This is a genomic window from Lentzea xinjiangensis (assembly GCF_900110955.1).
Lineage (GTDB): Bacteria > Actinomycetota > Actinomycetes > Mycobacteriales > Pseudonocardiaceae > Lentzea > Lentzea xinjiangensis.
Genome location: NZ_FOFR01000011.1, coordinates 68,589 through 93,435, shown reverse-complemented (window position 1 = coordinate 93,435; position 24,847 = coordinate 68,589). Strand labels below are relative to the sequence as shown.

At 70.9% G+C, this 24,847-nt stretch carries 26 protein-coding genes and 1 tRNA gene; 12 read left to right on the top strand and 15 right to left on the bottom strand.

Going from position 1 to position 24,847, the window contains the following annotated elements; genetic code table 11:
- Positions 1-215 precede the first annotated feature (215 nt).
- Positions 216-884, top strand: coding sequence for an ANTAR domain-containing protein (locus BMW88_RS43435; RefSeq protein ID WP_089953804.1), 669 nt, complete (start codon positions 216-218; stop codon positions 882-884).
- 146 nt (positions 885-1,030) lie between these two features.
- Positions 1,031-1,390, top strand: coding sequence for an STAS domain-containing protein (locus tag BMW88_RS23205; protein ID WP_245777997.1), 360 nt, complete (start codon positions 1,031-1,033; stop codon positions 1,388-1,390).
- A 7-nt stretch (positions 1,391-1,397) separates the two neighbouring features.
- Here BMW88_RS23205 and BMW88_RS23200 read toward each other — a convergent pair whose 3' ends face one another.
- Complete coding sequence (locus BMW88_RS23200) at positions 1,398-2,066, bottom strand: ATP-binding protein (RefSeq protein WP_177221257.1); 669 nt, start codon at positions 2,064-2,066, stop codon at positions 1,398-1,400.
- Positions 2,067-2,206: 140 nt separating this feature from the next.
- Here BMW88_RS23200 and BMW88_RS23195 point away from each other — a divergent pair, with 140 nt between their 5' ends.
- Both BMW88_RS23195 and BMW88_RS23190 read left to right on the top strand, forming a co-directional pair.
- Complete coding sequence (locus tag BMW88_RS23195; RefSeq protein ID WP_245777996.1) at positions 2,207-2,605, top strand: ATP-binding protein; 399 nt, start codon at positions 2,207-2,209, stop codon at positions 2,603-2,605.
- A 47-nt stretch (positions 2,606-2,652) separates the two neighbouring features.
- Positions 2,653-3,435 (top strand): SigB/SigF/SigG family RNA polymerase sigma factor, encoded by a 783-nt coding sequence (locus BMW88_RS23190; protein ID WP_089954121.1) that lies wholly within the window; start codon positions 2,653-2,655, stop codon positions 3,433-3,435.
- Between the two features lie 60 nt (positions 3,436-3,495).
- Here the strand turns inward: BMW88_RS23190 and BMW88_RS23185 are convergent, their stop codons facing one another.
- The 7 genes from BMW88_RS23185 to BMW88_RS23160 form a co-directional block, all read right to left on the bottom strand.
- Positions 3,496-3,795: a WhiB family transcriptional regulator gene (locus tag BMW88_RS23185; protein ID WP_089953799.1), complete on the bottom strand. Its 300-nt coding sequence runs from the start codon at positions 3,793-3,795 to the stop codon at positions 3,496-3,498.
- 71 nt (positions 3,796-3,866) lie between these two features.
- Positions 3,867-5,600, bottom strand: a complete 1,734-nt coding sequence (gene argS / locus BMW88_RS23180) for an arginine--tRNA ligase (protein ID WP_089953797.1) — start codon at positions 5,598-5,600, stop codon at positions 3,867-3,869.
- A gap of 71 nt (positions 5,601-5,671) precedes the next feature.
- Positions 5,672-6,373 carry a M50 family metallopeptidase gene (locus BMW88_RS23175; protein ID WP_089953796.1) on the bottom strand — a complete coding sequence of 234 codons (702 nt, stop codon included), beginning with the start codon at positions 6,371-6,373 and terminating at the stop codon, positions 5,672-5,674.
- An 88-nt stretch (positions 6,374-6,461) separates the two neighbouring features.
- Entirely contained in the window at positions 6,462-7,082 is a 621-nt protein-coding gene (locus tag BMW88_RS23170) for a DUF4383 domain-containing protein (RefSeq protein WP_089953794.1), read from the bottom strand.
- A 35-nt stretch (positions 7,083-7,117) separates the two neighbouring features.
- Entirely contained in the window at positions 7,118-7,294 is a 177-nt protein-coding gene (locus BMW88_RS42040) for a hypothetical protein (protein WP_177221256.1), read from the bottom strand.
- Between the two features lie 51 nt (positions 7,295-7,345).
- Positions 7,346-8,008 (bottom strand): SAM-dependent methyltransferase, encoded by a 663-nt coding sequence (locus BMW88_RS23165; RefSeq protein ID WP_089953793.1) that lies wholly within the window; start codon positions 8,006-8,008, stop codon positions 7,346-7,348.
- Positions 8,009-8,127: 119 nt separating this feature from the next.
- Positions 8,128-8,199 (bottom strand) — tRNA-Glu (locus BMW88_RS23160).
- Positions 8,200-8,500: 301 nt separating this feature from the next.
- On the opposite strand from BMW88_RS23160, the gene BMW88_RS23155 reads away from it, so the two are divergent.
- A complete protein-coding gene (locus tag BMW88_RS23155) occupies positions 8,501-9,892 on the top strand; it encodes an aminobutyraldehyde dehydrogenase (RefSeq protein ID WP_089953792.1) in 1,392 nt (463 codons plus the stop codon).
- On the opposite strand, the gene BMW88_RS23150 is transcribed toward BMW88_RS23155, so the two are convergent.
- Complete coding sequence (locus BMW88_RS23150; protein ID WP_177221255.1) at positions 9,867-10,655, bottom strand: oxygenase MpaB family protein; 789 nt, start codon at positions 10,653-10,655, stop codon at positions 9,867-9,869. The genes BMW88_RS23155 and BMW88_RS23150 overlap by 26 nt on opposite strands.
- 240 nt (positions 10,656-10,895) lie before the next feature.
- On the opposite strand from BMW88_RS23150, the gene BMW88_RS23145 reads away from it, so the two are divergent.
- The 3 genes from BMW88_RS23145 to BMW88_RS23135 all read left to right on the top strand — a co-directional run bounded on the left by BMW88_RS23145 (position 10,896) and on the right by BMW88_RS23135 (position 12,684).
- The gene (locus BMW88_RS23145; protein WP_089953790.1) at positions 10,896-11,234 is read left to right on the top strand and encodes a hypothetical protein; all 339 of its coding nucleotides are present in this window, start codon (positions 10,896-10,898) and stop codon (positions 11,232-11,234) included.
- A 66-nt stretch (positions 11,235-11,300) separates the two neighbouring features.
- Complete coding sequence (locus BMW88_RS23140; RefSeq protein ID WP_143116204.1) at positions 11,301-11,639, top strand: hypothetical protein; 339 nt, start codon at positions 11,301-11,303, stop codon at positions 11,637-11,639.
- A gap of 100 nt (positions 11,640-11,739) precedes the next feature.
- The gene (locus BMW88_RS23135; protein ID WP_089953787.1) at positions 11,740-12,684 is read left to right on the top strand and encodes a zinc-binding dehydrogenase; all 945 of its coding nucleotides are present in this window, start codon (positions 11,740-11,742) and stop codon (positions 12,682-12,684) included.
- 45 nt (positions 12,685-12,729) lie between these two features.
- Here BMW88_RS23135 and BMW88_RS23130 read toward each other — a convergent pair whose 3' ends face one another.
- The 4 genes from BMW88_RS23130 to BMW88_RS23115 form a co-directional block, all read right to left on the bottom strand.
- Positions 12,730-13,437 (bottom strand): anti-sigma factor family protein, encoded by a 708-nt coding sequence (locus BMW88_RS23130; protein ID WP_089953785.1) that lies wholly within the window; start codon positions 13,435-13,437, stop codon positions 12,730-12,732.
- A complete protein-coding gene (locus BMW88_RS23125; protein ID WP_089953784.1) occupies positions 13,434-13,985 on the bottom strand; it encodes a sigma-70 family RNA polymerase sigma factor in 552 nt (183 codons plus the stop codon). Before BMW88_RS23125 ends, BMW88_RS23130 begins: the two co-directional genes overlap by 4 nt.
- A gap of 118 nt (positions 13,986-14,103) precedes the next feature.
- The gene (locus BMW88_RS23120) at positions 14,104-15,006 is read right to left on the bottom strand and encodes a DUF1996 domain-containing protein (protein WP_089953782.1); all 903 of its coding nucleotides are present in this window, start codon (positions 15,004-15,006) and stop codon (positions 14,104-14,106) included.
- Between the two features lie 358 nt (positions 15,007-15,364).
- Positions 15,365-15,874, bottom strand: a complete 510-nt coding sequence (locus tag BMW88_RS23115; RefSeq protein WP_143116203.1) for an anti-sigma factor — start codon at positions 15,872-15,874, stop codon at positions 15,365-15,367.
- A 245-nt stretch (positions 15,875-16,119) separates the two neighbouring features.
- On the opposite strand from BMW88_RS23115, the gene BMW88_RS23110 reads away from it, so the two are divergent.
- From BMW88_RS23110 to BMW88_RS23095, 4 genes are all read left to right on the top strand, one after another.
- A complete protein-coding gene (locus BMW88_RS23110) occupies positions 16,120-16,767 on the top strand; it encodes a GntR family transcriptional regulator (protein ID WP_245777995.1) in 648 nt (215 codons plus the stop codon).
- Positions 16,754-17,659, top strand: a complete 906-nt coding sequence (locus BMW88_RS23105) for a dihydrodipicolinate synthase family protein (RefSeq protein WP_089953779.1) — start codon at positions 16,754-16,756, stop codon at positions 17,657-17,659. Before BMW88_RS23110 ends, BMW88_RS23105 begins: the two co-directional genes overlap by 14 nt.
- Complete coding sequence (araD, locus tag BMW88_RS23100) at positions 17,644-19,371, top strand: L-arabinonate dehydratase (RefSeq protein WP_245777994.1); 1,728 nt, start codon at positions 17,644-17,646, stop codon at positions 19,369-19,371. Before BMW88_RS23105 ends, araD begins: the two co-directional genes overlap by 16 nt.
- A 248-nt stretch (positions 19,372-19,619) precedes the next feature.
- Positions 19,620-20,603 carry a LacI family DNA-binding transcriptional regulator gene (locus tag BMW88_RS23095; protein WP_089953776.1) on the top strand — a complete coding sequence of 328 codons (984 nt, stop codon included), beginning with the start codon at positions 19,620-19,622 and terminating at the stop codon, positions 20,601-20,603.
- 175 nt (positions 20,604-20,778) lie between these two features.
- Here BMW88_RS23095 and BMW88_RS23090 read toward each other — a convergent pair whose 3' ends face one another.
- Complete coding sequence (locus BMW88_RS23090; RefSeq protein WP_089953774.1) at positions 20,779-22,557, bottom strand: AMP-dependent synthetase/ligase; 1,779 nt, start codon at positions 22,555-22,557, stop codon at positions 20,779-20,781.
- Positions 22,558-22,592: 35 nt separating this feature from the next.
- Positions 22,593-24,761, bottom strand: coding sequence for a molybdopterin-dependent oxidoreductase (locus BMW88_RS23085; RefSeq protein WP_089953772.1), 2,169 nt, complete (start codon positions 24,759-24,761; stop codon positions 22,593-22,595).
- Positions 24,762-24,847 lie beyond the last annotated feature (86 nt).

Genomic DNA, 24,847 nt, shown 5'->3' with positions numbered 1-24,847 from the left:
GGCTCCGGCGTTATCCCTGCGGACGAATTCTGGCGGACTGTGGTTCAGAACACGTGTCCTCTCCGGGTCTTCAGCGTTAACTGGGCCGGATGGAGCGCCGAGCTGTTCGGGCCCGAAGCGCGGCGGATGACGATGTGATTGCCTGAGCAACCGTTCGTCGCGCGGCGGCGACCGCACGGCGTCGGTGAACCATCGGCTGGGCTTAACCTCAACACGTGCACCAGGTGAAATACGGCGGCGAGCTCCTCTCCCGGCTGATGGACCACTTGCGCTCCCAGCTCCCGGGCTGCGAGGGAGTGGGCCTCAGCGTGTGGCCGGACGGCACGCCGTTGCGCGCCGTCGGTGTCGCGGTCGACCTCGACCAGGCACAGCTCGACAGCGGCGAGGGACCGCTCGTCGACGCCTCCCGCGACGAACGGCAGACCTCCGGGCGGATCGGTGGCCTGGCCGTCGTGGCGGTGCCCGGGAGCTGGGGGGACAGCGGGCCGGTGGTGCTGACCGTGTACCTGTCACACCCGCCCGGCATCGAGGACCTGAAGGCCATCGAGGAGGTAGAACCGCTCGTCGCGACGGCCGCCGCGGTGGTCGAGTTCTGCGCGGGCGAGGTGCTGCGGGCCGACCAGATGGTCCGCATGGTGCAGCACCGCCGCTACATCGAACAGGCGAAGGGCCTGGTCATGGCAGCGCGGTCGTGCGCTCCCGGCGAGGCGTTCGAGGTGCTCGTGCGGGCGAGCCAGCAGACCAACGTGAAGCTGCGCGACATCGCGACGGCCTTGGTCCTGACCGTGGGCAAGACGCTGGAGGACGGCGCCGAGGAGATCGTCGAGCCGCCGGCCGCCGCCGGGGAGGCGGCACGCGGGCTCTGGGACAGCTTGCACGTTTGAGCCAACCTTTGTCTGGGTACCGACTGCACGACCTGTCCTGTCGAGCGGTCTCTCCCGTACGGTGAGGCCGCAGCGGTTGAGCCAGCAGCCGCGCCGGGAGCCGTTGCAGTGACGGCTCCCCAGTGGTGCGAGTAGGGAGTACATCGGTGACTGTGCAGGACCCGCGAGCGGAGCAGACCATCGAGCTGTCGGTGCGGCAGCCGGCGCCCGGTGTCACGGTGCTCGCCGTGTCCGGTGAGGTCGACATGGTGTCCGCGCCCGCGCTGCGCGACGCCCTGGTCAACGGCCTCGGCGACGGCGGCACCTTCGTGGTGGACATGACCGGCGTGACGTTCCTCGGATCCGCCGGCCTGGCGGTGCTCGTGGAGGCCGCACGACTGGCGCAGCAGGCGAACACGGCGCTCAAGGTCGTGGCGACCGCACGGGCCGTGACCCGCCCGTTGGAAGCAACCGGCCTCGGCGAGGTGCTGAGCGTGAGCGACTCGGTGGACGCGGCCCTCGGCTGAGGAGCGGTCACCGCACCCGGACGGCGAGGCGGTTCCCCGCCGCGCTGAGCGCCGCGGAGACCTGGAACAGGGCCTGGTCCACTCCGCCCTGCTCCGCACCCACCTGGGTGAGGTCGACGGTCAACGGCACGGTGCCGCCCCGTGCGGCCGTGGTGAGCGTGCGGCGCAATGACGGGCCGGCCTCCACCGGCACGTTCCCGCGCACGACCGCTACTACGCCGGAGGAGGTCTCGTGGACCCGCACGTCGCACTCGGGCGCCGCCCTGGCGGCGGGCACCACGGGAGAACGCGCCCGGCGCAGGCGCACGGTCGTGCCGTTCGCGCTGCGGTCGATCTCGACCTCGTCCACGCTCTCCCGCATGAGCAGGAGACCACGGCCACGCATCGTCAGCGCGGGAGGCGGCACGCGCCACCGCCCGTGGTCGGTGACGTCGACCTGGACGGAGCCGTCCGGAGCGGCGTGGGCGCGCACCTCGACGGTGCCGCGCGCGGGACCGGGGTACGCGTGCTCGACGGAGTTGTTGACCGCTTCGCTGACGGCGAGGACGAGATCACTCGCCTCGTCGTCGCCGAAACCGCTGTCCTGCAGCCATTCGCGAAGCCGGTCCCGCAAGGGTCCCACCTCGTGTGCGTCAGCCGGGAAGCGGAGGTCCAGGAAGTCCTCGTGCACCAGCACAGCGCTCCTCCCAGTGGTCCCCGTTCTTGCCTGCGGCACATGATTTCCCTGGGTGACGTGCTAATACACGTGTGAAATGAGATCAATTCGGGTACGGCAGAGATGTGCCGGCCTTCAGCAGAACGGACTACGAGGTGGGTGTGACGCAATTGTCAGGGGTCGAACTGCGGATGGCCGCGGATCCCACGCAGCTGTCGATCGTGCGTGCGGTCGCGGCGGACATCGCGATGCGGCAGGACTTCGACCTCGACTCGATCGAGGACCTGAAGCTCGCCGTGGACGAGACGTGCTCGACGTTGATCACGCTGGCGGCGCACGACGCCGTGCTGAGCTGCCACTTCGCGGTGGACGACCGGGGTGCCGTGCACGTCTCGGCCAAGGTGTCCGCGAAGGCCGCGACGGGACCGGACGAGGGCAGCTTCGGCTGGCGCGTGCTGACCGCGCTCGTCGACTCGGTGCAGACCAGGGTCGAGGAGACCGAAGGGTCCGTGGTCCACATCGGCCTCGTGAAGTCCACGGCAGGGGCGGTGGATGCGTGACCGGGTCGGAAGAGGCGACCGCGACGCCGCCGGAAACCGCTGACGCGGTGGAGACGACCACCGCGGCACCGACGCGGTCAGGCGGTGACTACGACCACCTGGCGCCGCTGTTCGCGGAGCTGGCGGCCACGCCGCCCGGCCCGGCGCGGGAGTCGTTGCGGGACCGGCTCGTCACCGAGCACCTCCCGGTCGCCCAGCACATCGCCCGCCGGTTCGGCCACCGCGGCGAGCCGCACGAGGACCTCGTGCAGGTCGCGACGGTCGGCCTGATCAACGCCGTCGACCGGTTCGACCCGGAACGCGGCAGCGACTTCCTGTCGTTCGCGGTGCCGACGATCATGGGTGAGGTCCGGAAGTACTTCCGCGACTCGAGCTGGTCGGTCCGCATGCCCCGGCGGCTCAAGGAGCTGCACCTGGCGATCAACGCGGGGACCTCGCGGTTGTCGCAGTCGCTCGGCAGAGCGCCCACGCCGTCGGAGCTGGCCGAGCACCTGGGACTGTCCAGGGAGGAGGTCCACGAAGGACTCGCGGCCGGCAACGCCTACCAGAGCGCGTCGCTGGACGACATGCTCATGTCGGAGGACTCCTCGATCTCGCTGGGCAGCACCATCGGCGAGGAAGACCCCGAGATCGCGATGATCGAACAGCGCGAAGCGCTGCACCCGTTGCTGCAGAAGCTCCCCGAGCGGGAGCGCAAGATCGTGATCATGCGGTTCTTCGGCAACATGACGCAGACGCAGATCGCCCAGAAGGTCGGGATCTCGCAGATGCACGTCTCGCGGCTGCTCGCGAAGACGTTGCGCCAACTGCGAGACGTGCTGGAGGAGTGATCGGTCGTGAGTGGTTCCCGTCGTCACCTCGCCGGTTTCCACTCACGACTTCAAGCTCTCTCAGGAGGCCACGCGGACCCGGCGCCGGGTCGCGGAGATGATCTGGCGCCGTTCGTCCTCCCCCATTCCACCCCAAACGCCGTACGGCTCCTGGGCTTCCAGCGCGTGGGCCCGGCACTGCGCCAGCACCGGGCAGTGCGAGCAGATGGCCTTGGCCTTCTGCTCCCGAGCCGCCCTGGCGTAGCCGCGCTCGTTGTCGGGGTGGAAGAACACCGCGCTGTTCTGGCCGCGGCACAGCCCTGCCATCTGCCAGTCCCACACCTCGGTGACCGGTTTGGGCAGACGGGTGGTGCAGGTCATCGCGACTCCCTATGACTGGGCGGAAGAGTTGCGATCACTGCGTACCCGTGGTCTGACCAGGGGTAAACCTGTTACAGCCGTTCAGGTGCCCCAATACCCAGCAGGGACAGCCCCAGGGTGAGCACCCGTGAGGTCAGCGTGAGCAGGTGCAGCCGGGAGTCCTGCAGTTCCCGGCTCTCCGCCGCGGCCACCGGGCAGTGTCCGTAGAACGTGGAGAACGCCGTGGCCGTCTCGAACAGGTAGGTCGTGAGCTTGTGCGGCGCGAGCTCGTCGATGGCCGCCTGGACCGCCGTGGGCAGCTGCAACAGCTTCAGCGCGAGGTCGCGCTCGGCCTGTTCCCGCAACACCAGCGGAGCGTCGGCGGGGGCCTCCCGCCCGACCTTGCGCCCGATCGAGAGGATGCGGGCGTTGGCGTACTGGATGTAGACCGACGTGTCACCCGTGGTCGCGAGCATCTTCTCCCAGGTGAAGACGTAGTCCTTCTCCCGGTCGTTCGAGAGGTCCGCGTACTTCACCGCCCCGAGCCCGATGGTGCGGGCGAGCGCGTCCTTCTCCGCACCCTCCACTTCGGACGTCTCCGGCATCACCTTGTACGAGTTCTCGACGGCCTCGGTGAGCAGGTCGATGAGCTTGATGGTGCCGCCGGCCCTGGTGCGGATGGTCTTGCCGTCCGAGCCCAGGATCGTGCCGAACCCGGTGTGCACGGCCGTGTGCGCGTCGTCGAGCCACCCGGCCTGCCGGGCCGTCGCGAAGATCATCTGGAAGTGCTGGGCCTGCGGGGTGCCCACGACGTAGATCAGGTCGTCGACCCCGCGGTCGCGCACCCAGTACCGCACGGTCGCGAAGTCGGTGGTGGCGTAGCCGTACCCGCCGTCGCTCTTGCGGACGATCAGCGGCAGCCGGTCGCCCTCGCGGTTGGTGAACCCCGGCGGGAAGACGCACAGCGCGCCGTCGCTGACCTCGATGAGGCCCTTCTGCTGCAGCTCGGTGATCGTGTCCGCGAGGTAGGGGTTGTAGAAGCTCTCCCCGTAGTTGTCCTCGGCCGACAGCCCGATCCCGAGCAGCTCGTACACCTGGTTGAAGTGCCGCTGCGACTCCGCCACCAGCTCGCGCCACAGGGCGAGCGTCTCCTCGTCACCGCCCTGCAGCAGCACGACCCGCCGCCGGGCCCGGTCGGCGAAGCCCGGCTCGTTGTCGAACTTCTGCCGGGCCTGCTGGTAGAACGCGTTGAGGTCGCCGATCCCGTGGTCGGCGCCGTGCCCGAGGTCGGTGAGGTGCTCGATGAGCATGCCGAACGGCGTGCCCCAGTCCCCCAGGTGGTTGTGCGGGATCACCTCGTGGCCCGCGAAGGCCAGCAGCCGGCAGAACGCGTCCCCGATGATCGTCGACCGCAGGTGGCCGACGTGCATCTCCTTGGCCACGTTCGGGCTGCTGTAGTCGATGGCGATCCGCCGGGGCTTCTCGGTGACCGGCACCCCGAGCCGCTCGTCGCCGAGCAGCGCGGCGGCCTGGGCCTCGATCCACTCCCGCCGCAGCTTGAGGTTGATGAAGCCGGGGCCGGCGATCTCGGGTGCCTCGACGGCGTCCGCGGCGTCGAGGTGCTCGACGATCAGCGCGGCGACCTCGCGGGGGTTCTTCCCGACCTTCTTGGCGAGGCTCATCGCCACGTTGCACTGGTAGTCGGCACCGTCGCGGTTGGACGGTCGGATCAGCGCTTCCTCGGCGGTGATGTCCACGTCCAGGGCGGCGCGCAACGCGTGCGCGACCCGCTGGCCCAGTTCAAGCCCGACATCCCCACGCAGCACAGAACCCACCTCTCACCACGGCTTGTTCACCCGAGTATTTCACCAGCGCCACCCGGAGGCGAAGCCGAGCCTCACCACCGACCCAGCAGCAGCGCCCCGCCCCCGGCCGCGGCGGCGACGCTGACCACCCCGAACACCACGACCCACGCCAGCGCCGGCACGCCGGTCAGCCAGGCCAGCTGGTCGGCGTCGGACCGGGGCGCCTGCCGCCGCCACCGCTTGACCTGCAGCTCCCACACCGGCCGGATGCCGCCGAGCAACAGGAACCAGGCGAAGACGTAGGCGGCCGCGTCGCGGACCTCGACGGAGGCGTAGAAGGACACGAAGAAGAAGACGCCACCGGTGACGATGATCGACAGCACCCCGAACACGTTGCGGATCATGACCAGCATCGCGGCCAGGAACGCGATGCTGATCCACAGCATCAGCTGGACCTGCTCGGTGGTGATGAGCACGGCCGCACCGAACCCGAGCAGCGACGGCGCCACGTACCCGGCCAGCGCGGTGAGCACCATCCCCGGCCCACGCGGCTTGCCCCGCGAGACCGTGAGCCCGCTGGTGTCGGAGTGCAGCTTGATGCCCGACAGCCGCCGCCCGGTCAGCACCGCGACCAGGGCGTGCCCGCCCTCGTGGGCGATCGTGATCACGTTGCGGGCGACCCGCCAGACGGCGTGCGGCGCGACCGCCAGGAGGGCGGCCAGCGCGGTCCCCCACGTGATCAGCACTTCGTCCGTCAGCACGGCCGGCACCAGGCCGGAAGGGTCGGAAGGCATCGCGCCATCGAAACAGACGCGCCGTGAGAGCCACATCAAGGGCTCGCACGGCGCGTCCGCTCAGGACAGGGGGACTGTCCGGTGGGAACTAGTGCTTGATCTTGTCCTTGCTCACGCGCTCGGTCTTGGGGTCGACCACCGCCTGCTGCTTGGTGATCGGCTCCGTGTTCGCGACCGGGCTCACGGTCCGGTCCGCCTCCCCGGCTCGCACGCCGTCCCGCTCGTCGCGGTAGCCCTCCGTGCGGGGCTCCGGCAGCACGGGCTCCTCCTCCTCGATCAGCTTGCGGCGCGCGGGCACCACCGCGAGCAGCAGGCCGAAGAGCGCGATGCCGAGGTGCAGCCAGTTGTCGTTCGTGTTGACCGCCAACGGGTTGCCGAACTCCTCCGCCGGGTTCCGCGCGAGGATCCCGGTGATCATCAGGTCCCACACGAAGAGCGCGGCGAAGCCGGCGAACAGCAGCCAGCCGTACAGCCGGGCCGTGCCCGACCCGAGGGCCATGAGCAGGCCCAGCACGCCGACCACGACGAACACCAGGTTGTGCAGCGGGTTCACCGAGAACCCGAGCACGTACGACTGCGCGGCCCAGTCGCCCATCCCCGTGCGGGTGAAGCCCACGACGCCGAACACGATGAACGCGATGCCGGCCAGGGCGGACAGCAGCTGCACCGGTTGCAGACCGGCGACCTTGACAGTGACGCGGTGGGTCATGACGCCCTCCAGGCTCCGTTCTTGTCGCCCGGCGGCTACCCCGCCCTCATCTCGGTCAAACCGGTCAGGGACACGTCGGGCATGCCGTTGCGCGGCACGACGACGTTGCGCTTGGCCACGTGCACCACCCGCGCCCGCGACGGGTTGACCAGCACGGTGATCTCCGCGTTGAGGTCGGTGTAGGCGCGGACCTCGACCTGCGTGCCGCGCACGGCGGCGTTGCGCAGCGCGGCGGCGAGCAGGTCCAGGTTCCAGGGGACCTGTCAGATACGGCCCTTGCGCCCGATGCCCGCGTACGCGCCCGGCACCACGCACGGCGCCTCGATCGTCAGCCCCTCCATCAGCTGCTCGACCGGAGCGGGGTGCGACACCACCAGGAACCCGCCCGCGGGAAGGGCGTGCCGGTACCGGCGCACGACGCGCCCCTGGCCGGTGGTGTCGTCGACGTACCTCAGGACGTCGACCATCAACACCGCGTACGGCTCGCGGAGGTCGAGATGGGACAGCACGCCCGGATGCCGCAGCACCTGCTCCGGCCGGCGCAGGTCCGCCTCCACCGCGCACGCCCTCGGCTCACCGCGCAGCAGCCCGCGCGCGAACGCCACGGTCACCGGATCGGAGTCGACGTACACGACGCGGGCCTCCGGCAACGTCTGGTGCGCAGAGCCGCACGTCGGGATGCCCGAGCCGAGGTCGAGGAACTGGCGGACGCCCGCCGCCCAGCAGTGGCGGACGGCGTGGCGCAGGAACGTCCGGTGCGCCCTGGCCGTGAGCGGCAGCTCCGGGTCGATCCGGACGGCCTGCTTGGCGAACGCCCGGTCGGCGGCGTAGTTGTGGGCGCCGCCCAGGTAGAAGTCGTGAATCCGCGCGGCGTTCGGCCGACGTACGTCGACCTCGTAGCGTGCGGAGGCGGGGACCGCGGCCATTCGCAGAGCGTAACTGGCGCCTAGACCATTCGGGCGAAGTTTTCGAAGATTCTTTGGGTCCGTCTGACACGGAACCGGTTGCGGGAGGGCCCGGCCCACCCCACTGGAACCGGGCCTCGTAGCGCGTACGGGGATCGAACCCGTGTTTCCGGATTGAGATTCCGGTGTCCTGACCACTGGACGAACACGCCGAAGACGAGTATTGACGCACAAATGCTCGCAGAGTTGGGAGAAAATTGAACTTACTGGTCAGAGCTTCGAGGGCGCTCCAGCCCATTCCTCTGCGGTAATCATGGAACAATGATGACCGAGCACCCGGAGCTCTCGCAAAGGAATTAATCGAGCGAGCCGGACAGGTGGCAGGAGAAGGCAGCGCGCCCCACGCCGGAGCCGCTGCGCGAAGATCTTGACGAGGCGTTCGCGGGGAAGGACCCGGCACGTGGCGGTGCCGCCCGCGGTGTCGCACGTCCGCCCCACGCACCTGGAGCACCCGTGATCGTCGCGAACTTCATCAACGGCGCCCCGTCCCTCACCGCCGGCGAGACCTCACCGCTCGTCGACCCCACCACCGGCGAGGAGTTCGGCCGGGCCGTCGTCTCCCGCGCCGCCGAGGTCGACGCCGCCGTCCGCGCCGCGGCAGCGGCCTTCCCCGCGTGGGCGGGCACGACGCCGGGCGAGCGCCAGCTCGCGTTGCTGGACCTCGCCGCGCTCCTGGAGGCGAGCGCAGAGGCGGTCGCCGACGCGGAGGTCCGCGAGACGGGCAAGATCCGCTCGGTCGTGCTCGGCGACGAGCTCCCGCAGTGCGCGGACCAGCTCCGGTTCTTCGCGGGGGCCGCCAGGGCGCTGGGCACCGGCGCCGCCGGCGAGTACCTGCCCGGCCACACCTCGTACCAGCGGCGCGAGCCGGTCGGGGTGATCGCGCAGATCACGCCGTGGAACTACCCGCTGATGATGGCCGTCTGGAAGATCGCGCCGGCCCTGGCCGCGGGCAACACGGTGGTGCTCAAGCCCGCCGAGACCACGCCGTCCTCCGCCGTACTGCTGGCCGCGCTCGCCGCCGAGGTGCTGCCGGCGGGCGTGGTCAACGTCGTGCTGGGCGACCGCGGCACCGGCCGCCTGCTGGTCGAGCACCCCGTCCCGGCCATGGTCTCGCTGACCGGCTCCACCCGCGCCGGCGCCGAGGTGGCCCGCGCCGCCGCGGCGACCGTGAAACGCACCCACCTCGAACTCGGCGGCAACGCGCCGGTCCTGGTGTTCGACGACGTCGACGTGACCGCGACGGCGGCGAGCGTCGTGGACGCCGCCTGCTACAACGCGGGCCAGGACTGCACGGCCGCCACCCGAGTGCTGGCGCACTCGGCGGTGCACGACGAGCTCCTCGCCGCGCTGACCGCGGCCGCCTCCGCCCGCGTCCCCGGCACGGACTTCGGTCCGCTGAACAGCCAGGCCCAGCTCGACCGCGTGCTCGGCCTGCTCTCCCGGTCCCGCGCCACGGTCCACTGCGGGGGGAAGCGCCACGGCTCGGCCGGTTTCTTCCTGGAACCCACCGTGCTCTCCGGGCTCGACCAGTCCGACGAACTGGTCCAGGCGGAACCGTTCGCTCCCGTGATCACCGTGCAACCGTTCGACTCCGACGACGAGGCGATCACCCTGGCCAACGGTGTGCCGCAAGGGCTTGCGGCGTCGATCTGGACCCGTGACACGCGCCGGGTCGCGTCATTGACCGCACGGCTCGACTTCGGCGTCGTGTGGGTCAACACGCACGGCCCCGTCGCCGCCGAGATGCCGCACGGCGGTTTCGGCGCATCCGGCTACGGCAAGGATCTGTCGATGCACAGTCTTGAGGACTACACGCGCGTCAAACACGTGATGATCGCGCACTGAGCATCGCCCGGTACGGCATGGGGTAGTGCAGCAGGCTGGCAGGCACGAACGCCGACACCGCCCGGATCAGCCGCACCCACCGGCGCAGCCTGCGCTCGTCGCGGTCCGTCCACTCCAGACCGAGCTTGACCCGCAACGCCGGCGGCAGCGTGCCGACGGCGAAGTCCGGCAGCACCCGTGCCGCGACGGGCCGCACGAACGGCCAGAGCACGCTCGGCAGATGCTCCCCGCCGGGCGCCTTGCCGCCGCGCAGCTCGAACGCCTCCAACAGGTTCCGCACACCGTCGGTGGGCATCAGCTGGGTGGCCACCACGTCGTCGACGTAGTCGCGCAGAGCCGCGAGGTCGCCGGGCATCGTCCGGATGCCGAGCGACCGCCCGGTGTCCCGCCACTCCCGGTACAACCGCTCCTCGTGGATCACGGGCAGCCTGGGCCGCAGCAACCGGTACGCCGTGAGCAGCGACTCGAAGCTGGTTGCGTGCACCCAGCGGAACAGCTCCTCGTCCACACCGGGGATCGTGGCGTGCGCCCGCACCAGCCGCCCCGCCTCCCTGGCGGCCTGCTCGCCCCCGAACAGGCGCAGCTGCGACGACGTGATCGTCCTCGACAGCCGCGCGAACGGGTCGGCGCGGTAGCCGTCGCTCACCGCGGCGGCGATCACCGGGTGCGCGACCTGCATCAACACCGCCCGGCCCAGCACCACCAGCTCGAACCGGGTGTACCAGCCGAGCCGCCACGTCACCGACTCAGGTCCCAGCGTCACACCATGATCATTACCCGCGCGGAGCCGGCTGCCGAGAATCCTTACCCGAAGGAGTTACCCGCCCGGCTCGCGACACCGGCACCGCCCAGTTCCGCGAAAAGGATGATCCGACGGTTGGTCCTTTATCTTCGCGAACCTTAAGAAAATGTGACACGCACCACTCGTGTCGCTATGGTGAGAGAAGACGCACGGGCATCGTGCCCACGTTCGTCGCTTCCAAAAATGGGGGGAGCAAATTCGATGATGAAGAGATCTGTCCCGCTGGCGGTCGGGCTTTCCGCGCTGATCGTGCTCACGGGCACGTCTGCCGCCTCGGCGACCTCGGTCGAAGAAGGCAGCGATTACGCCTACGTCAATTCCTCGAACCGGCGGGACACCCGCGTGTGCGACGTCGAACAGGACGGCAACGGCGTCTACGGCCAGTTCAGGACCGTGGACGGGTTCGTGGAGTACGGCGACGCCAACGGTTCCGCGTCCCCCTGCAGCTCGCGCACGCTCGGTTCCGACGTCACGGAGTTCCGGGTCTGCGAGAACTGGAACAACCTGCCGGACGACTGCAGCGACTGGGTCGGTCCCTGACGGACCGGAATGGCGCGGCCGCACGTCCGGCGGCCGCGAATCCGTTTTCACAACTGGGGAGCAACCGTGAGGAAGCGCAAATCGGTTCCACTCGTGGCGGGACTTTCCGCACTGGCCGTGCTCGGTGGCACGTCGGTCGCGTCGGCCGCCACGATCAAAGAAGGCAGCGATTACGCCTACGTCAACCAGGAGATCTTCACCCACACCGGCGTCTGCGACGTCGAACAGGACGGCAACGGCGTCTACGGCCAGTTCCGGACCCTGGACGGGTTCGTGGAGTACCGGGACGCGAACGGGTCCGCGTCCCCGTGCAGCACCCGTGATCTGTCGTACGTCACCGAGTTCCGGGTCTGCGAGGACTGGAACAACCTGCCGGACGACTGCAGCGACTGGGTCCGGCCCTGACACCGGCCGCGGGCGAGGCCCCCTCCCGGGCGGCCTCGCCCGCGGGCTCGGCACCACGACCCTTGACCTCCAGTTAGGTGGAGTACCTAGCGTCGCGGCCATGTTCGCGATTCGGCAGTACGAGTTCGGCCCCGCGGAGAACCTGCGCTTCGAGGAGGTTCCCGACCCGCGGCCCGGCCCCGGCCAGGTGCGCGTCACCGTGGCCGCCGCCGGTGTCCACCTCGTCGACACCACGATCCGCCAGGGCCGGTTCGGCCCCGTCAGCTTCCCGATGACGCCAGGACGCGAGGTGGCCGGTGTCGTCACCGCGCTGGGCGGCGGCGTCGCACCGGAGTGGCTCGGCCGCCGCGTCGTCACCCACCTCGGTCAGGCCAACGGCGGGTACGCCGAGCTGGCCGTCGCCGACGCCACGGCGCTGCACGCGCTTCCCGACGACGTGTCGTTCGAGGCCGCGGTCGCGATGATCGGCACCGGCCGCACCGTGGTCGCCGTGCTCGGTGCGGCCGGGCTCACCGCGGACGACGTCGTGCTCGTCACGTCGGCGGCAGGCGGCATGGGAACGCTCTTCGTGCAGGAGGCGCGCAACGTCGGCGCTCGGGTCATCGGGCTCGCGAGCGGTGACAAACTCGGCGTCGTCAGGGACAACGGCGCGGACGACGCCGTCGACTACACCCGGCCGGACTGGGCTGACGGCCTCAAGGACGTGACCGTCGTGCTCGACGGCGTCGGCGGCGAGGCCGGCGCACGGGCGTTGCGCACCCTCGGGCCCGGTGGCCGGCACATCATCTACGGCTGGGCGTCGGGAACCATGACACCGATCAGCACGGAGGCGTTGTTCGCCAACAGCCTCACCGCGACTGTGGCGCTCGGGCCGGGGCTGCTGCGGCGCGGGCTGCGGGCGCTCGAGGACGAGTCGATGGCCGGGCTGGCGAGCGGGCGGTTCACCCCGCTGGTCAACCCGCCGTTCGCGCTGCGGGACGCCTCGAAGGCGCACGAGGCGCTCGAGTCCCGTGCCACGGTGGGAAAAGTCGTGCTCAAGCCGTGAAAGGCCGGGAGCCGTCCACCGCGGACGGCCCCCGGCCCCTCCCGATCACGCCTGGACCGGCACCTCGACGAACTTCCGGCCCGCGAAGTTCTCGACCACCACCGACTTGACGTCCTTGGGGTCGACCAACGCGGAACCGTCCAGGTTCGTGCCCTCGGCGGCGCCCTTCTTGGACACCACCCAGGAGCCCGCCTCCTGGCGGCTGCCGTCCTTCGCCACGACGAAGATCCGGCACTTCTCGCCCTCGGGGATACCGCTGATCGCCATGTTCGTGCGGACCCAGCCCGCGGCGGGGACGACCTTCACGGTCATCGACGCCTTGGTCGCCGGGTCGGTGAACGTGGCGAGCCTGGTGCCCGCCGGATCCGGTGCGACCGTCGGTGTGGGAAGGGCCGTCGTCGCATCGGGCGACGTGGCCTTGCCGACGAGAACACCGGCGCCGAGCACGACAGCGGCCACCACGGCCGCCGCGGCGCCGAGCGCGAACTGACGGCGTTTCGCGACGCCGCCGCGTTCGGCGCGCACCTGGCGCAAGGTGCGCTGCAACAACAGGTCGCCGCCCTCGGGCGGCCCGTCCAGCATGGCCTCCGGCGGCACCTCGCCGAGGAAGGCCTCCATGGCGCGGAGGTCCTCGAGCTCACGCGTGCAGTCGGCGCAGGACGCCAGGTGCTCGTCCATCTCGCGCACCTCCTGCTCGTCCAGTGCTCCGAGGACGTAGGCACCGAGCAGTTGCGGGTCGTGCTGCGTGGTCATCCGGCCACCCCCTTCAGTGCGACCTTCTGACCGCCAAAGGTCTCCCTCAAGGCTCGCAACGCGTAATACGATCTCGACTTCACCGTGCCCGGTGGTACCCCGAGCGCCTCCGCCGCCTCCGTCACGCTGCGACCGCGGAAGTAGATCTCCATCAGCACGTCGCGGTGGTCGGAGGACAACCTGTCGAGCGCCTCCAGCACCACCACGGAGTCCACGACCTGGTCGGCGTGGTCGCGCTCGATCGGCGGCGTCGCGGGAGACTCGGCCACCTCCTGAGGACGCGCCGCCTTGGCCCGGACCCGGTCGGTGACGATGTTGCGCGCCACCGTGAGCAACCAGCCGCGCACCGATCCCTTGCCGTTCACGAGGGCGTCGGGGTGGCGCCACGCTCGGACGAGGGTCTCCTGGACCACGTCCTCGGCAGCCGCCCGATCACCGGTCAACCGCGTCGCGTAGGCCAGCAGAGCCCGACCGTGCTCCTCGTAGAGCGATCGGATCAGCGCCTCGTCGGCCGCAGTCTCCCGTTTCCGGGAGAACAATGCCGCCATCCACCCACTCCTCCCCGCCCGCGAACACCTCTCCGGGCGTCCTGTTCGAACCTCAGCCGTCACACGAGCCGCGGCGGGCTTCGGTTCAACGAGGTTTCGGCAAAGACCGAGGGGGATGCTAGCGGGACCGGTTGAGGTGCCCGGCGAGCTCGGCCATCACGGCCTCCGGCATGACGTTGATGGCCATGCCGTGGTCGGTCGCCGGGTCGCGCATCTCCTCGGCGAAGCTGTCGATCGCGAACGGGCGGCCCGCGGGGATGTCGTACCCGACGGTGATGTGCAGCCGCGGGATCGGGAACGTCTTCGGCGGGCACGCGCCTCCGGCCAGCGGGAAGACCACGTGGGTGCGGTGGGAGGCGCTGTCGGTGTTGCTGCCGTCCCAGCAGCTGCCGAACTCGAAGCTGCGCAGGGTGGTCGCGTCCCCGCACAGCGGGTACTTCGTCGTGTAGCGGCCCGGCCGGTCCGAGCAGCCCCACCGCGCGCGGGTGTTCGGGCCGTGCCCGTTCGTGAACGCCGCCGGATCTCCGGTGATCAGGCGCAGGAACCGCGGCATCGGCAGCACGCTGCTCACCGGGTTGCCGTCGTACCGGATCTCCACGCTCTTCGGCGCGAGCACCTCGCCGACGTTGCCGTGCAGACCGCCGCCGTCGGCGTGCGCGTCGTGCCCGACGCCGTCGGTCAGGCGCAGCACCGGCCAGTAGTAGGTCGAGAGGTCGCCCTTCTCGCACGTGGTGGACGCGGCCGCGAGAGAGGTGTCCGTCGACATCGCGTCGGCCGACTTGTTGCCCACGTACTCGTGCGTGTGGTGCGCGCCGAACGGGATGCCCGGCGAGACGACGGGGTTGTCCGCGTTGAGGTGCCGGCCCGCGTTCGTGCCGCACCGGATGACGACGTTCGGCGTCTCCGGTTCGGTCAGCACCTGGTCGAGCTCGCTGACGTACTGGTCGGCGCTGGACGTGCCGTACACGGCGGCGGAGGCCACGAGCACGATGAGAGCGATCGCCGCGACCACGAGGGTCATCGGTCTGGTCCGCACCACGGCTACAGCTTGCCAATCGCGCCGGAGGGACGACAGGCCCATGTCTCAGTTCGGGTGTTCACCGTTGCTCCACGAGTGTCCTGCGGGGTCGCGCAGGTCTTCCCCTGCCGGGACCGCCTGCTCCCCTCTCCTACGCGGGGGACCGCCGGGAGGTTCACCGGCTCCCCACCGGCCCCGGGCCGCCCGAGCACACCGGACGAGGGCGGCGAGGTCATGCCTGAAGGTTGGCATTCACCCGTTCGGCGGTCAAATCGCCGGGCCGGGGCGTTCCACGAGCCGTCGGTGGACGCCCTCCGGGAGGAAGGCGTCCACCGACGGCTCGCAGGTCTTCCGCGTCCCGCTAGCCGGCGGTCACCAACGGCCGGCGGTCGTGGTCCACCACGCTGACGCCGGCCACGTCACCGGCCCGCACCATCGCGGATCCGGCGAGCGTCACCTCACCGGCGTGCGCCCGCCACGAGCCGGCGGTGAAGCTCCGGCCGTCCTTGGTGTGCACGACCAGCCAGCAGGCTGCCCCGTCGGGTACGCCGTGAACGGTGGCGACGAGCCGCAGACCCCCCTCGGTCTCGGTGACCTTCACGGCCATGTTCGCGCCTGCCGACGAGGTCCCCTGCAAGACCTCGCCCTCGTCGTCGGTCCCGCCGACGAGCGGTCCATGTCCCAGCCAGACGCCCCCAGCGAGCACTCCGGCGACCATGAAGGTCGATGTGATGGCCGTGATGCGCCCACGGCGCAGCACAGCCTGATGTCTCTCTTCGCGAACTGTGCCCAGCGTGCGCTGCAGCAGGTGGTCCGCGTCCGGTGGAGGACCGTCGAGCATGGCCTCCGGTGGCAGTTCTTCCATCAGCATGTCGTTCTCGTTCAACTCGGGTGGTGCCCAGGACGTTCGGTGCCATGCGCTGGCGGACGCGGCAATGAACACGGTCACACGGAACGATGCACTCGAATATCTCCTTCTCCGGTCCTGCGGGCAGCAGTGACCAACACTCTCGGAACGAGTCTGCGAGGAACTTGGTTCAACGTGGATACATCGACGTTGCCCATCCCACAGAAAACCGTTGACCAGGGGCTCCAGCGGCTCATAAAGTGTCATATATGATGTATGACCGGGTGACGGCACCTCCCGCGTCGCGGACGGACTTCGTTCTGGAATCGATCAAAGAAGCGATTCTCAACGGAAAGCTGAAGCCCGGTCAGGCGCTCGTGGAAACAGATCTGGCGGCGGCCCTCGCCGTCTCGAAGACGCCGGTGCGCGAGGCGCTCAAGACGCTCGCCGGGTCGGGGCTCGTCGTGATGAGCCCGTACCGCGGGGCCGCGGTCCGCACGGTCGACGCCGAGCTGGCCCGGTCCGTCTACGACGTGCGCCTGCTGCTGGAGCCGGAGGCGTTGCGGCGCTCGGTCCGGCTCGGGGCCTCCTTCGACGAGGCCGCCTCCGCGCTCGAGGACGTCCCCGACCTGGCCCGGCGCTCGCTCGCCAACCGCCGCTTCCACCGCGCGCTCTACGCCGGGTGCGACAACCCGTTGCTGGTCGAGGTCCTCGACGGGCTGAGCGACCAGGCCGCGCTGATCACCGTGGCCGGCTGGGGCATCCACCCGAGCTGGGACGACGAGGCCGCGGAGCACCGCGCGATCCTCGCCGCCGCCGTGCGCGGCAGCGCCGAGCTCGCCGCCGAGCTCCTCCACCGCCACGTCCAGACCTTCGCCGACCGAGTGGTGCGGGAGCTCTCCGATGTCCTTCGATGACCTCTCCGAACAGCTCGCGTCCGTCGTGGCGATCACCGTCACGCCGTTCGACGCCGACGGGAAGATCGACGAGAAGAGCTACGCCGCGGTCGTGGACCGGATGGTGCAGGGCGGCATCTCGGTCGTCACGGTGAACGGCAACACCAGCGAGTTCGCCACGTTGTCGCCTGCCGAGGCCGAGCGCGCGCTGCGGATCACCGTGGACGCGGTCGCGGACCGCGCGGCGGTCATCGCCGGCGTCGGGCACGACCTGCACTCCGCGGTGGCGGCGGCGCGGAGTGCCGACCGGGCGGGCGCGCGGGGCGTCATGGTCCACCAGCCGGCGCACCCGTACGTGTCGCTCGACGGCTGGGTCGACTACCACCGGGTGATCGCGGCGGCGGTGCCCGAGCTGAGCGTCGTGCCCTACGTGCGGAGCCCGCGCATCGGCGGCGCGCAGATCGCCGCGCTGGCCGAGGCCTGCCCGAACGTCGTGGGCGTGAAGTACGCGGTGGCCGACCCGGTCCGGTTCGCCTCGGTGGCCCGCGACGCCGGGCTGGACCGGCTGACGTGGGTCGCCGGGCTCGCCGAGCTGTCGGCGCCGGGCTGCTTCGCGGTCGGGGCGACGGGGTTCACGTCCGGGCTCGCGAACGTGGCGCCGCAGTTGCCGGTGCAGATGTTCCGCTCGCTGCGGGCCGGGGAGTTCGGCGCGGCGATGGAGTTCTGGGAGTTCGTCCGGCCGTTCGAGGAGCTGCGCGCCGCGGACGAGTCGGCGGGCAACGTGTCGGTGGTGAAGGAGGCGCTGGCGCAGCTCGGGTTGTGCCGCCGGGACGTGCGGCCGCCCGCCTCCGTGCTGGCGGAGGCGGACCGCACCGCCGTCGGCGTGGTGCTGAGCTCGTGGAACCTGCTGTGACCGGGAAGGGCCTGCGCAGCGCCGCGTGGTTCGAGGGCGAGGGGTTGCGGGCGTTCTCGCACAACGCCCGCATGCGCCAGCTCGGCCTGAACCCGGCCGAGCACCTCGGCAAGCCGGTCATCGCGATCCTGAACACGTGGAGCGGCATCAACCCGTGCCACATGCACCTGCGCGAGCGCGCCGGGCAGGTCGAGCGCGGCGTCTGGGCGGCCGGCGGCCACCCGCTGGAGTTCCCGGTCGCCACGCTGTCGGAGACCTTCCAGAAGCCGACCCCGATGCTGTACCGCAACCTGCTGTCGATGGAGACCGAGGAGCTCCTGCGCTCCTACCCGGTCGACGGCTGCGTGCTGATGGGCGGCTGCGACAAGACCACCCCCGCGCTGCTGATGGGAGCCGCGTCCGCCGGGCTGCCCACGATCTTCGTGCCCGCCGGGCCGATGCTGCGCGGCCACTGGCGCGGCGGGAAGCTCGCGTCCGGCACGGACATGTGGCGGTACTGGGACGAGAAGCGGGCCGGGACGATCTCGGACGCGGACTGGGCGGAGATCCAGTCCGGGCTGGCCCGTTCCCCCGGCACGTGCATGACCATGGGCACGGCCTCGACGATGACCGCCGCCGCCGAGGCGCTGGGGCTCACCCTGCCGGGCGCGTCGTCGATCCCGGCCGTGGACTCGGCGCACCACCGGATGGCCGCGGCGGCCGGCACGAGGATCGTCGAGATGGTGCGGGAAGGCCTGGCGATCGGCGACGTGCTGTCCGCGGAGGCGTACGAGGACGCGATCAGGACCGTGCTGGCGCTGGGCGGCTCGACGAACTCGTACATCCACCTGATCGCGATGGCCGGGCGGTCGCGGATCCCGCTGGCGCTGGACGACTTCGACCGGTTGTCGCGCGAGGTGCCGGTGCTCGCCTCCGTCCAGCCCGCGGGCGAGCACCTGATGGAGGACTTCTACTACGCGGGCGGGTTGCGCGGCCTGCTGTCGCGGTTGCGCGGGTCGTTGCACCTCGACCGGATCACGGTGACGGGCCGGACGTTCGGCGAGGACCTCGCCGGCGCCGAGGTGCACGACCCGTCGGTGATCCGGCCGGTGGACGACCCGATCTCCGCCGAGGGCGGCCTGGCCGTGCTGCGCGGCAACCTGGCGCCCGGCGGTGCGGTGATCAAGTACGTGGCGGCCGACCCCTCGCTGTGGCGGCACACCGGGCCCGCCGTGGTGTTCCACGGCTACCGGGACCTCCAGGCGCGGATCAACGACCCCGATCTGGAGGTGACCCGCGACTCGGTGATCGTGCTGGCGGGCAGCGGCCCCAAGGGCGGGCCCGGCATGCCGGAGCACGGGATGCTGCCGATCCCGGACAAGCTCCTGCGCGAGGGCGTCCGCGACCTGGTGCGCGTGTCGGACGCGCGGATGAGCGGAACCTCCTACGGCGCCTGCGTTCTGCACGTGGCACCGGAGGCGCACGTCGGCGGGCCGCTGGCCCTGGTGCGCGACGGCGACCTCGTGACGCTCGACGTCGAGGCGCGGGTGCTGCGGGTGGAGATCTCCGACGAGGAGATGCGACGGCGACGCGCCGCGTGGACCCCGCCCCCGCCGACGTTCGAACGCGGCTACGGCGCCCTCTACTACGAGCACATCACCCAGGCGGACCAGGGCTGCGACTTCGAGTTCCTGTCCCGGCCGGGCCGCGACCCCGAGCCCGACGCGCACTAGGCCTCGCCTGGGTTCCACGTCGTTCTCGTAGGCGGGCCTTCCGGGGACCTCGGGAGGAGCGGGTGCCGCCGCCACCTCCCACCCCGCGCCACCGCCATCAGGTCGCGGTGCGCGTGAACCCGGTCCCCGCGCACCGCGGTCCACTTCGGACCCGCCCGGCGCGGCGGCGCCGGCGTGATCAACCTGTTCGCCGGTTCCCCCGCCTCACCCGTCATGATTGGCCGAACCGGCACGAGGGTGAGGTACCAGTGGCAGTCACCATCCGCGACGTGGCACGCAGGGCGCACGTGTCGGTCGCCACCGTCTCCCGGGCGCTGACCTCGCCTGAGCTGGTGCGCCCGGAGACCCGGTCGCGGGTGCTGGCCGCCGCCGCGGAGCTCGGCTACCAGCCCAACCGGGCGGCCAGGGGGCTGATCACCGGCAAGACCGGCAACATCGGCATCGTCGTGCCGGACCTCGACAACCCGTTCTTCACCGGCGTGCTCAAGGCCGTGCAGGCACGGGCGACGCAGGCGGACTACGCGGTGTTCGTGGCGGACAGCGACGAGGACCCGGTGGCCGAGGCGAAGCTCGTGCACGCGATGGCGAAGCAGGTGGACGGTGTCGTGCTGTGCGCGCCGGGCCTGGAGGACTCCCAGTTGCACGAGGTGGCCGGGGCGACGTCGCTGGTGCTGCTGAACCGCCGCCTGCCCGGCGTGCCCGCCGCGGTGATGGACTCCGCCGGTGGCATGCGCGCGATCGTCGACCACCTCGTCGCATTGGGACACCGGCGGATCGCTTACCTGAACGGGCCTCGCACGTCGTGGTCCAACCAGGAGCGTCGCCGTGGACTGATGACGGCGGTCGCCGAGAACGGTGTGGACCTGGTCGACCTGGGACCGTTCGCGCCGCGCTACGAGGGCGGGCTGCAGGCGGCGGACCTGGCCGTGGCGGCCGGCCCGACGGCGATCGTCGCCTACAACGACATCATGGCGCTCGGCGTGCTGGCACGGCTGCGCGACCGCGGCATCTCGGTGCCCCTCGACGTGTCCGTGACCGGGTTCGACGACCTCATGTACGCCTCGCTGTGCTCACCCGCGTTGACCACGGTGGCGATGCCCGTGGCGCAGGCGGGGCGCACGGCCGTGAACCTGCTGCTGGACTGGCTCGACTCGGACCACACCGAGGCGCCGCAGGTGGTGGCGGAGACGCAGCTCGTCGTGCGCGGGACGACGACACCGCCTCGCAGGTGAGACAAGGCGGCCCCGGCGAGGGCGTCTGGGGGGGAGTACGCCGTGAGCCGGGGCCGCGAAGCGGCGGGCCCGAGGGGGGAGGGGGCCTGGTGCCGCTTGGTGTCCCACTCTGCCCTGAGCGGAAGGAAATCGCCAGGGTGGATGTACCTGTTTTTGGATTTCTCGTACGTACGGGTTACTCGTAGAGCCCTTCGTACAACTCAGCGTGAACACGGTGCACCACCGCCCGCTTGACCTTCAACGTCGGCGTCAGCTCACCTTCCTCCTGGGACAGATCGCGGGTGAGCAGCACGAACTTCTTCACCTGGGAAACACTGGCGAAGTGCGAGTTCGCTTCGTCGACAACTTGCTGCACCAACGCTCTCACTTCCGGGTGACCCACCAAAGATTCGACATCGGAGGGCAAACCACGTGCCGTCGCCCACGGCACGATCTCGTCCGCGTCGAGTGTGATCAGGGCCACGCAGTACGGCTTGCGGTCGCCGAACAGCACCGCGTGCGAGATCCAGCGGGACTGCCGCAGGACGTTCTCCACGTTGGCCGGCGCGATGTTCTTGCCACCCGCGGTGATGATGATGTCCTTCTTGCGCCCGGTGATCGTCACGAAACCATCCGCGTCGATCTCGCCCAGGTCGCCGGTGTGCAGCCAGCCGTCCCGGATCGCGGCCGCCGTCGCCTCGTCGTTGCGCCAGTAGCCCGCGAAGACGTGCGGGCCGCGCATGAGCAGCTCGCCGTCCTCCGCCACCTTCATCTCCAGGCCCGCCAGGCCGGTCGCACCGACCGAGCCGAGCTTGAAGCTGTCCAGCGTGTTGAGCGTGCCGACGGCGGTGGACTCGGTCATGCCGTACCCCTCCAGCACCGGAACCCCGGCCGCGTGGAAGAACCGCAGGACGTCGCGGGAGATCGGCGCGGCACCGGACAGCGCCTGCGCGAGCCGGCCGCCGAACACCGCGCGCACCTTGGCGAACACCACGTCGGCCGCCTCGAACGCGGCGGCCATCTCCGGTGGGACGGGCTCGCCCGCGGCTCGCCTGCGCCGCACCTCCAGTCCGAGCGCGACGGCCTGGTCGAGCTGCTCCCGCGGCACGGCCGAGGTGACAAGCGTGTAGATCTTCTCGAAGACGCGCGGCACCGAGGGCAGGAACGTCGGCCGCACCTCGGCGAGCTCCGGCACGATCGCCGCCATGTCCCCGCCGAAGTAAGCCAGCTCGCCGCCGCGGTACATCGTGGAGAACATGACGATCTGCGCGAAGACGTGGGCCAGCGGCAGGAACAGGTACACGGTGCCGGTCATCGCGTCGATGCGGGTCTCTTCGGCGAGACGGCACAACGCGACCAGGTTGGTGTTGGTCAGGACGCAGCCCTTGGGCGGGCCGGTGGTGCCCGAGGTGTAGATGATCAGGCTCGGGTCGCCGGGCCTGATCGCGGCACGGCGGGCGTCGAGCTCCGCGGCCAGCGGCGAGGTGCGGCCGGCGTCGCGCAGCCCGGCGACCGCCTGGCGGTCGCCGGCGGGGTCGATCGTGAACACGGCGCGCAGCTCCGGGAGCCCGCCGCGGACGGCGTCGACCTTGGCGCACTGCGACTCGTCCTCCGCCACCACGATCGCGGCGCCCGAGTCGCCTGCCACCCACGCGATCTCCTCCGGCGTGCTGGACGGGTAGATCGGCACGACGATCCCGCCCGCCGCGAGCACGGCCAGCTCGACCGCCGTCCACTCCGGACGGGTGTTCGCGAGCACGCAGACCCGCTCCCCGGCCCGGAGTCCGGCGTGGACGAACCCGGACGCGAGGTCCAGCACCAGCTCGGCGACCTCGGCGTAGGACCGCGTGCGCCACTCACCGTCCTGTTTGAACCGCCACGCCACCGCGTCGCCGTACGCCTGCTCGGCGAGGAACGGCAGGTCTGCTGTCCGGCGGACGGCTCGCACCGCGTTCGGGCTGGCGACTGCGGTCATGGCGGCTCCTCGTTCGGCTTCTGCGCGTCGGCGGATCAGGCGGGCACGACCCGCACGCGGGTGCCGTTCAACACGGCCGTGCCCGAGAGCGGGTCGATGCGGAGGTCGTCGGTGAGGAGGTTGACGTTCGCGCCGGCGTGCTCGCGGGCGACGGTGAGCCGCGTGCCCGGCTGGTCGTGACCCCAGCCGTGCGGCATCGACACCACGCCGGGTGCGATGTCGCCGGTCACCTCGACCAGCACCTCGACCTCGCCGACGCGCGAGGTGACCCGGGCGGTGGCGCCGTCGGCGAGGCCGATCCGGGTGGCGTCGGCGGGGTTGACGAGCAGCGTGCACAACGGCTTGCCCTTCACGAGCGCGGGCACGTTGTGCATCCAGGAGTTGTTGGTGCGCAGGTGCCGGCGGCCGACGAGGAGCAGGCCGGTCTCCCCTGCGCCGGTCTCCCCTGCGCCGGTCTCCCCTGCGCCGAGCGCCTCCCGCACGCGCGGCAGGTCGTCCACGATCGGCTGCGGCGTCAGCTCGACCTTCCCCGACGGCGTGCGCAGGACCTCCGGCAGCCGCGGGGTGAGCGGGCCGAGGTCGACACCGTGCGGGTGGTCGAGCAACTGCCGCAGCGACACCCCGTACGCGCCGGTGCGCAGTTTCAGGTCCAGCAACCGCTCCTCGCGCGTCTCGCCCTCCGGCTCGAAATCGGCGCCGAGCTTGCGCCGCAGGTCCGCGAGCTGCTGCGCCGCCAGCGCGTCGAGATCGGCGGAAGGGCCCATTCCGCCGAGGATCGTGGTGAGCCGGAAGAAGATGTCCGTCTCGTCGAGCCTGCCCGGCTCCAGCGGGATCGGCGCGCGCGAGTACTTCACGACGTTGCGCACGGAGTTGTTGAAGAACGCGAGGTCGTAGTGGGCGCGCCGGGACGGCGGCGGCGCCGGCAGGACGACGTCCGCGTGCCTCGTGGTCTCGTTCAGGTAGGGGTCGACGCTGACCATGAAGTCCAGCCCGGCCAGGGCGGCGCTCACCCTGGCCGAGTTCGGCAGCGACAGCGCGGGGTTGCCGCCGATCGTGATCAGTGCCCTGACCTGTCCCTCGCCGGGCGTCTCGATCTCGTCGGCCAGCGTGACCGCGGGGAACTCCCCCATCACCTCGGGATGGCCCTTGACCCGGCTGCGCCAGCGGCCGACGCCGAAGCCCTCGCCCCGGCCGGGACCACGCCGGCCGTGCGCGGGCAGCGGCCACATCACCCCACCCGGCCGGTCCAGGTTGCCGGTGAGGACGTTGAGCGTGTCGACCGCCCACGACGCCACCGTGCCGAACTCGACGGTGGTCGTGCCGATGCGGCCGTAGACGGCGGCGCGGTCGGCCGCGGCCAGTCTCCTGGCCAGCTCGCGGATCGTCCGCGCGTCGACGCCGGTGCGCTCGCTCACGGCCTCGGGGCTGAACGGCACGACGTGCTCGCGGATCACCCGGTGGTCGGTGACGTGCCCGGCGAGATCGCGGAGGTTGACGAGGTCCTGCGCGAACAGCTCGTGGATCAGCGCGAGCAGCAGGAACACGTCCGTGCCCGGCCGGATCACGACGTGCTGGTCGGCGGCCTGCGCGGTGCGGCTGCGGCGCGGGTCCACGACGACGAACGAGCCGCCGCGCCCGCGCAGGTCCCTGAACCGGCCGGGCGCGTCCGGAACCGTCCACAGGCTGCCGTTGGACGAGAACGGGTCCGCGCCCAGCACCAGCATGAAGTCGGTGCGGTCGATGTCGGGCACCGGGATCGAGAAGACGCTGCCGTACATGTGGCCGCACTGGACCTGCTTGGGCATCTGGTCGACGGTGCTCGCGGTGAAGACGTTGCGGCTGCCCAGCGCCTTGCGCAGTGCTCCGGCGTAGAGGCCGCCCGCGAGCGAGTGGACCACGGGGTTGCCGAGGTACAGCGCGATCGAGTCGCGGTCGGGGAAGTCCCGCAGGCGTTCGTCGACGTACCGGAAGGCCTCGTCCCAGGTCACTTCCCGGAACTCGCCGCCGTGGTTGACCAGCGGGGTGGTGAGCCGGTCCCGGTCGGCGTCGAGCGAGCCGAGCGAGGCGCCCTTGGGGCACAGGAAGCCCTTGCTGAAGACGTCCTCGCGGTCGCCGCGCACCTTCGTGACGCGGTCGCCCTCGACCGTCAGCTCCAGCCCGCACGTCGCCTCGCACAGCGGGCAGGTCGTGAATGTGGTCCTCATGCGTCCCCTCGTCCCGGCTTGTTACCAACGGGTACTAGTTGTCTGCCCCCTGGCGCAACCGCCAGCCGAGGTCAACTCAACTCCGG

Coding starts and splice junctions, on each gene's coding strand:
- BMW88_RS23135 (WP_089953787.1), top strand. CDS start 11,740: ATGTTCGCGATTCGGCAGTACGAGTTCGGCCCCGCGGAGAACCTGCGC.
- BMW88_RS23165 (WP_089953793.1), bottom strand. CDS start 8,008: ATGGCCGCGGTCCCCGCCTCCGCACGCTACGAGGTCGACGTACGTCGG.
- BMW88_RS23145 (WP_089953790.1), top strand. CDS start 10,896: ATGATGAAGAGATCTGTCCCGCTGGCGGTCGGGCTTTCCGCGCTGATC.
- BMW88_RS23115 (WP_143116203.1), bottom strand. CDS start 15,874: ATGCTGATGGAAGAACTGCCACCGGAGGCCATGCTCGACGGTCCTCCA.
- BMW88_RS23170 (WP_089953794.1), bottom strand. CDS start 7,082: ATGACCCACCGCGTCACTGTCAAGGTCGCCGGTCTGCAACCGGTGCAG.
- BMW88_RS23105 (WP_089953779.1), top strand. CDS start 16,754: ATGTCCTTCGATGACCTCTCCGAACAGCTCGCGTCCGTCGTGGCGATC.
- BMW88_RS23185 (WP_089953799.1), bottom strand. CDS start 3,795: ATGACCTGCACCACCCGTCTGCCCAAACCGGTCACCGAGGTGTGGGAC.
- BMW88_RS23175 (WP_089953796.1), bottom strand. CDS start 6,373: ATGCCTTCCGACCCTTCCGGCCTGGTGCCGGCCGTGCTGACGGACGAA.
- BMW88_RS23085 (WP_089953772.1), bottom strand. CDS start 24,761: ATGAGGACCACATTCACGACCTGCCCGCTGTGCGAGGCGACGTGCGGG.
- BMW88_RS23120 (WP_089953782.1), bottom strand. CDS start 15,006: ATGACCCTCGTGGTCGCGGCGATCGCTCTCATCGTGCTCGTGGCCTCC.
- BMW88_RS23125 (WP_089953784.1), bottom strand. CDS start 13,985: ATGGCGGCATTGTTCTCCCGGAAACGGGAGACTGCGGCCGACGAGGCG.
- BMW88_RS23090 (WP_089953774.1), bottom strand. CDS start 22,557: ATGACCGCAGTCGCCAGCCCGAACGCGGTGCGAGCCGTCCGCCGGACA.
- BMW88_RS23130 (WP_089953785.1), bottom strand. CDS start 13,437: ATGACCACGCAGCACGACCCGCAACTGCTCGGTGCCTACGTCCTCGGA.
- BMW88_RS23110 (WP_245777995.1), top strand. CDS start 16,120: ATGATGTATGACCGGGTGACGGCACCTCCCGCGTCGCGGACGGACTTC.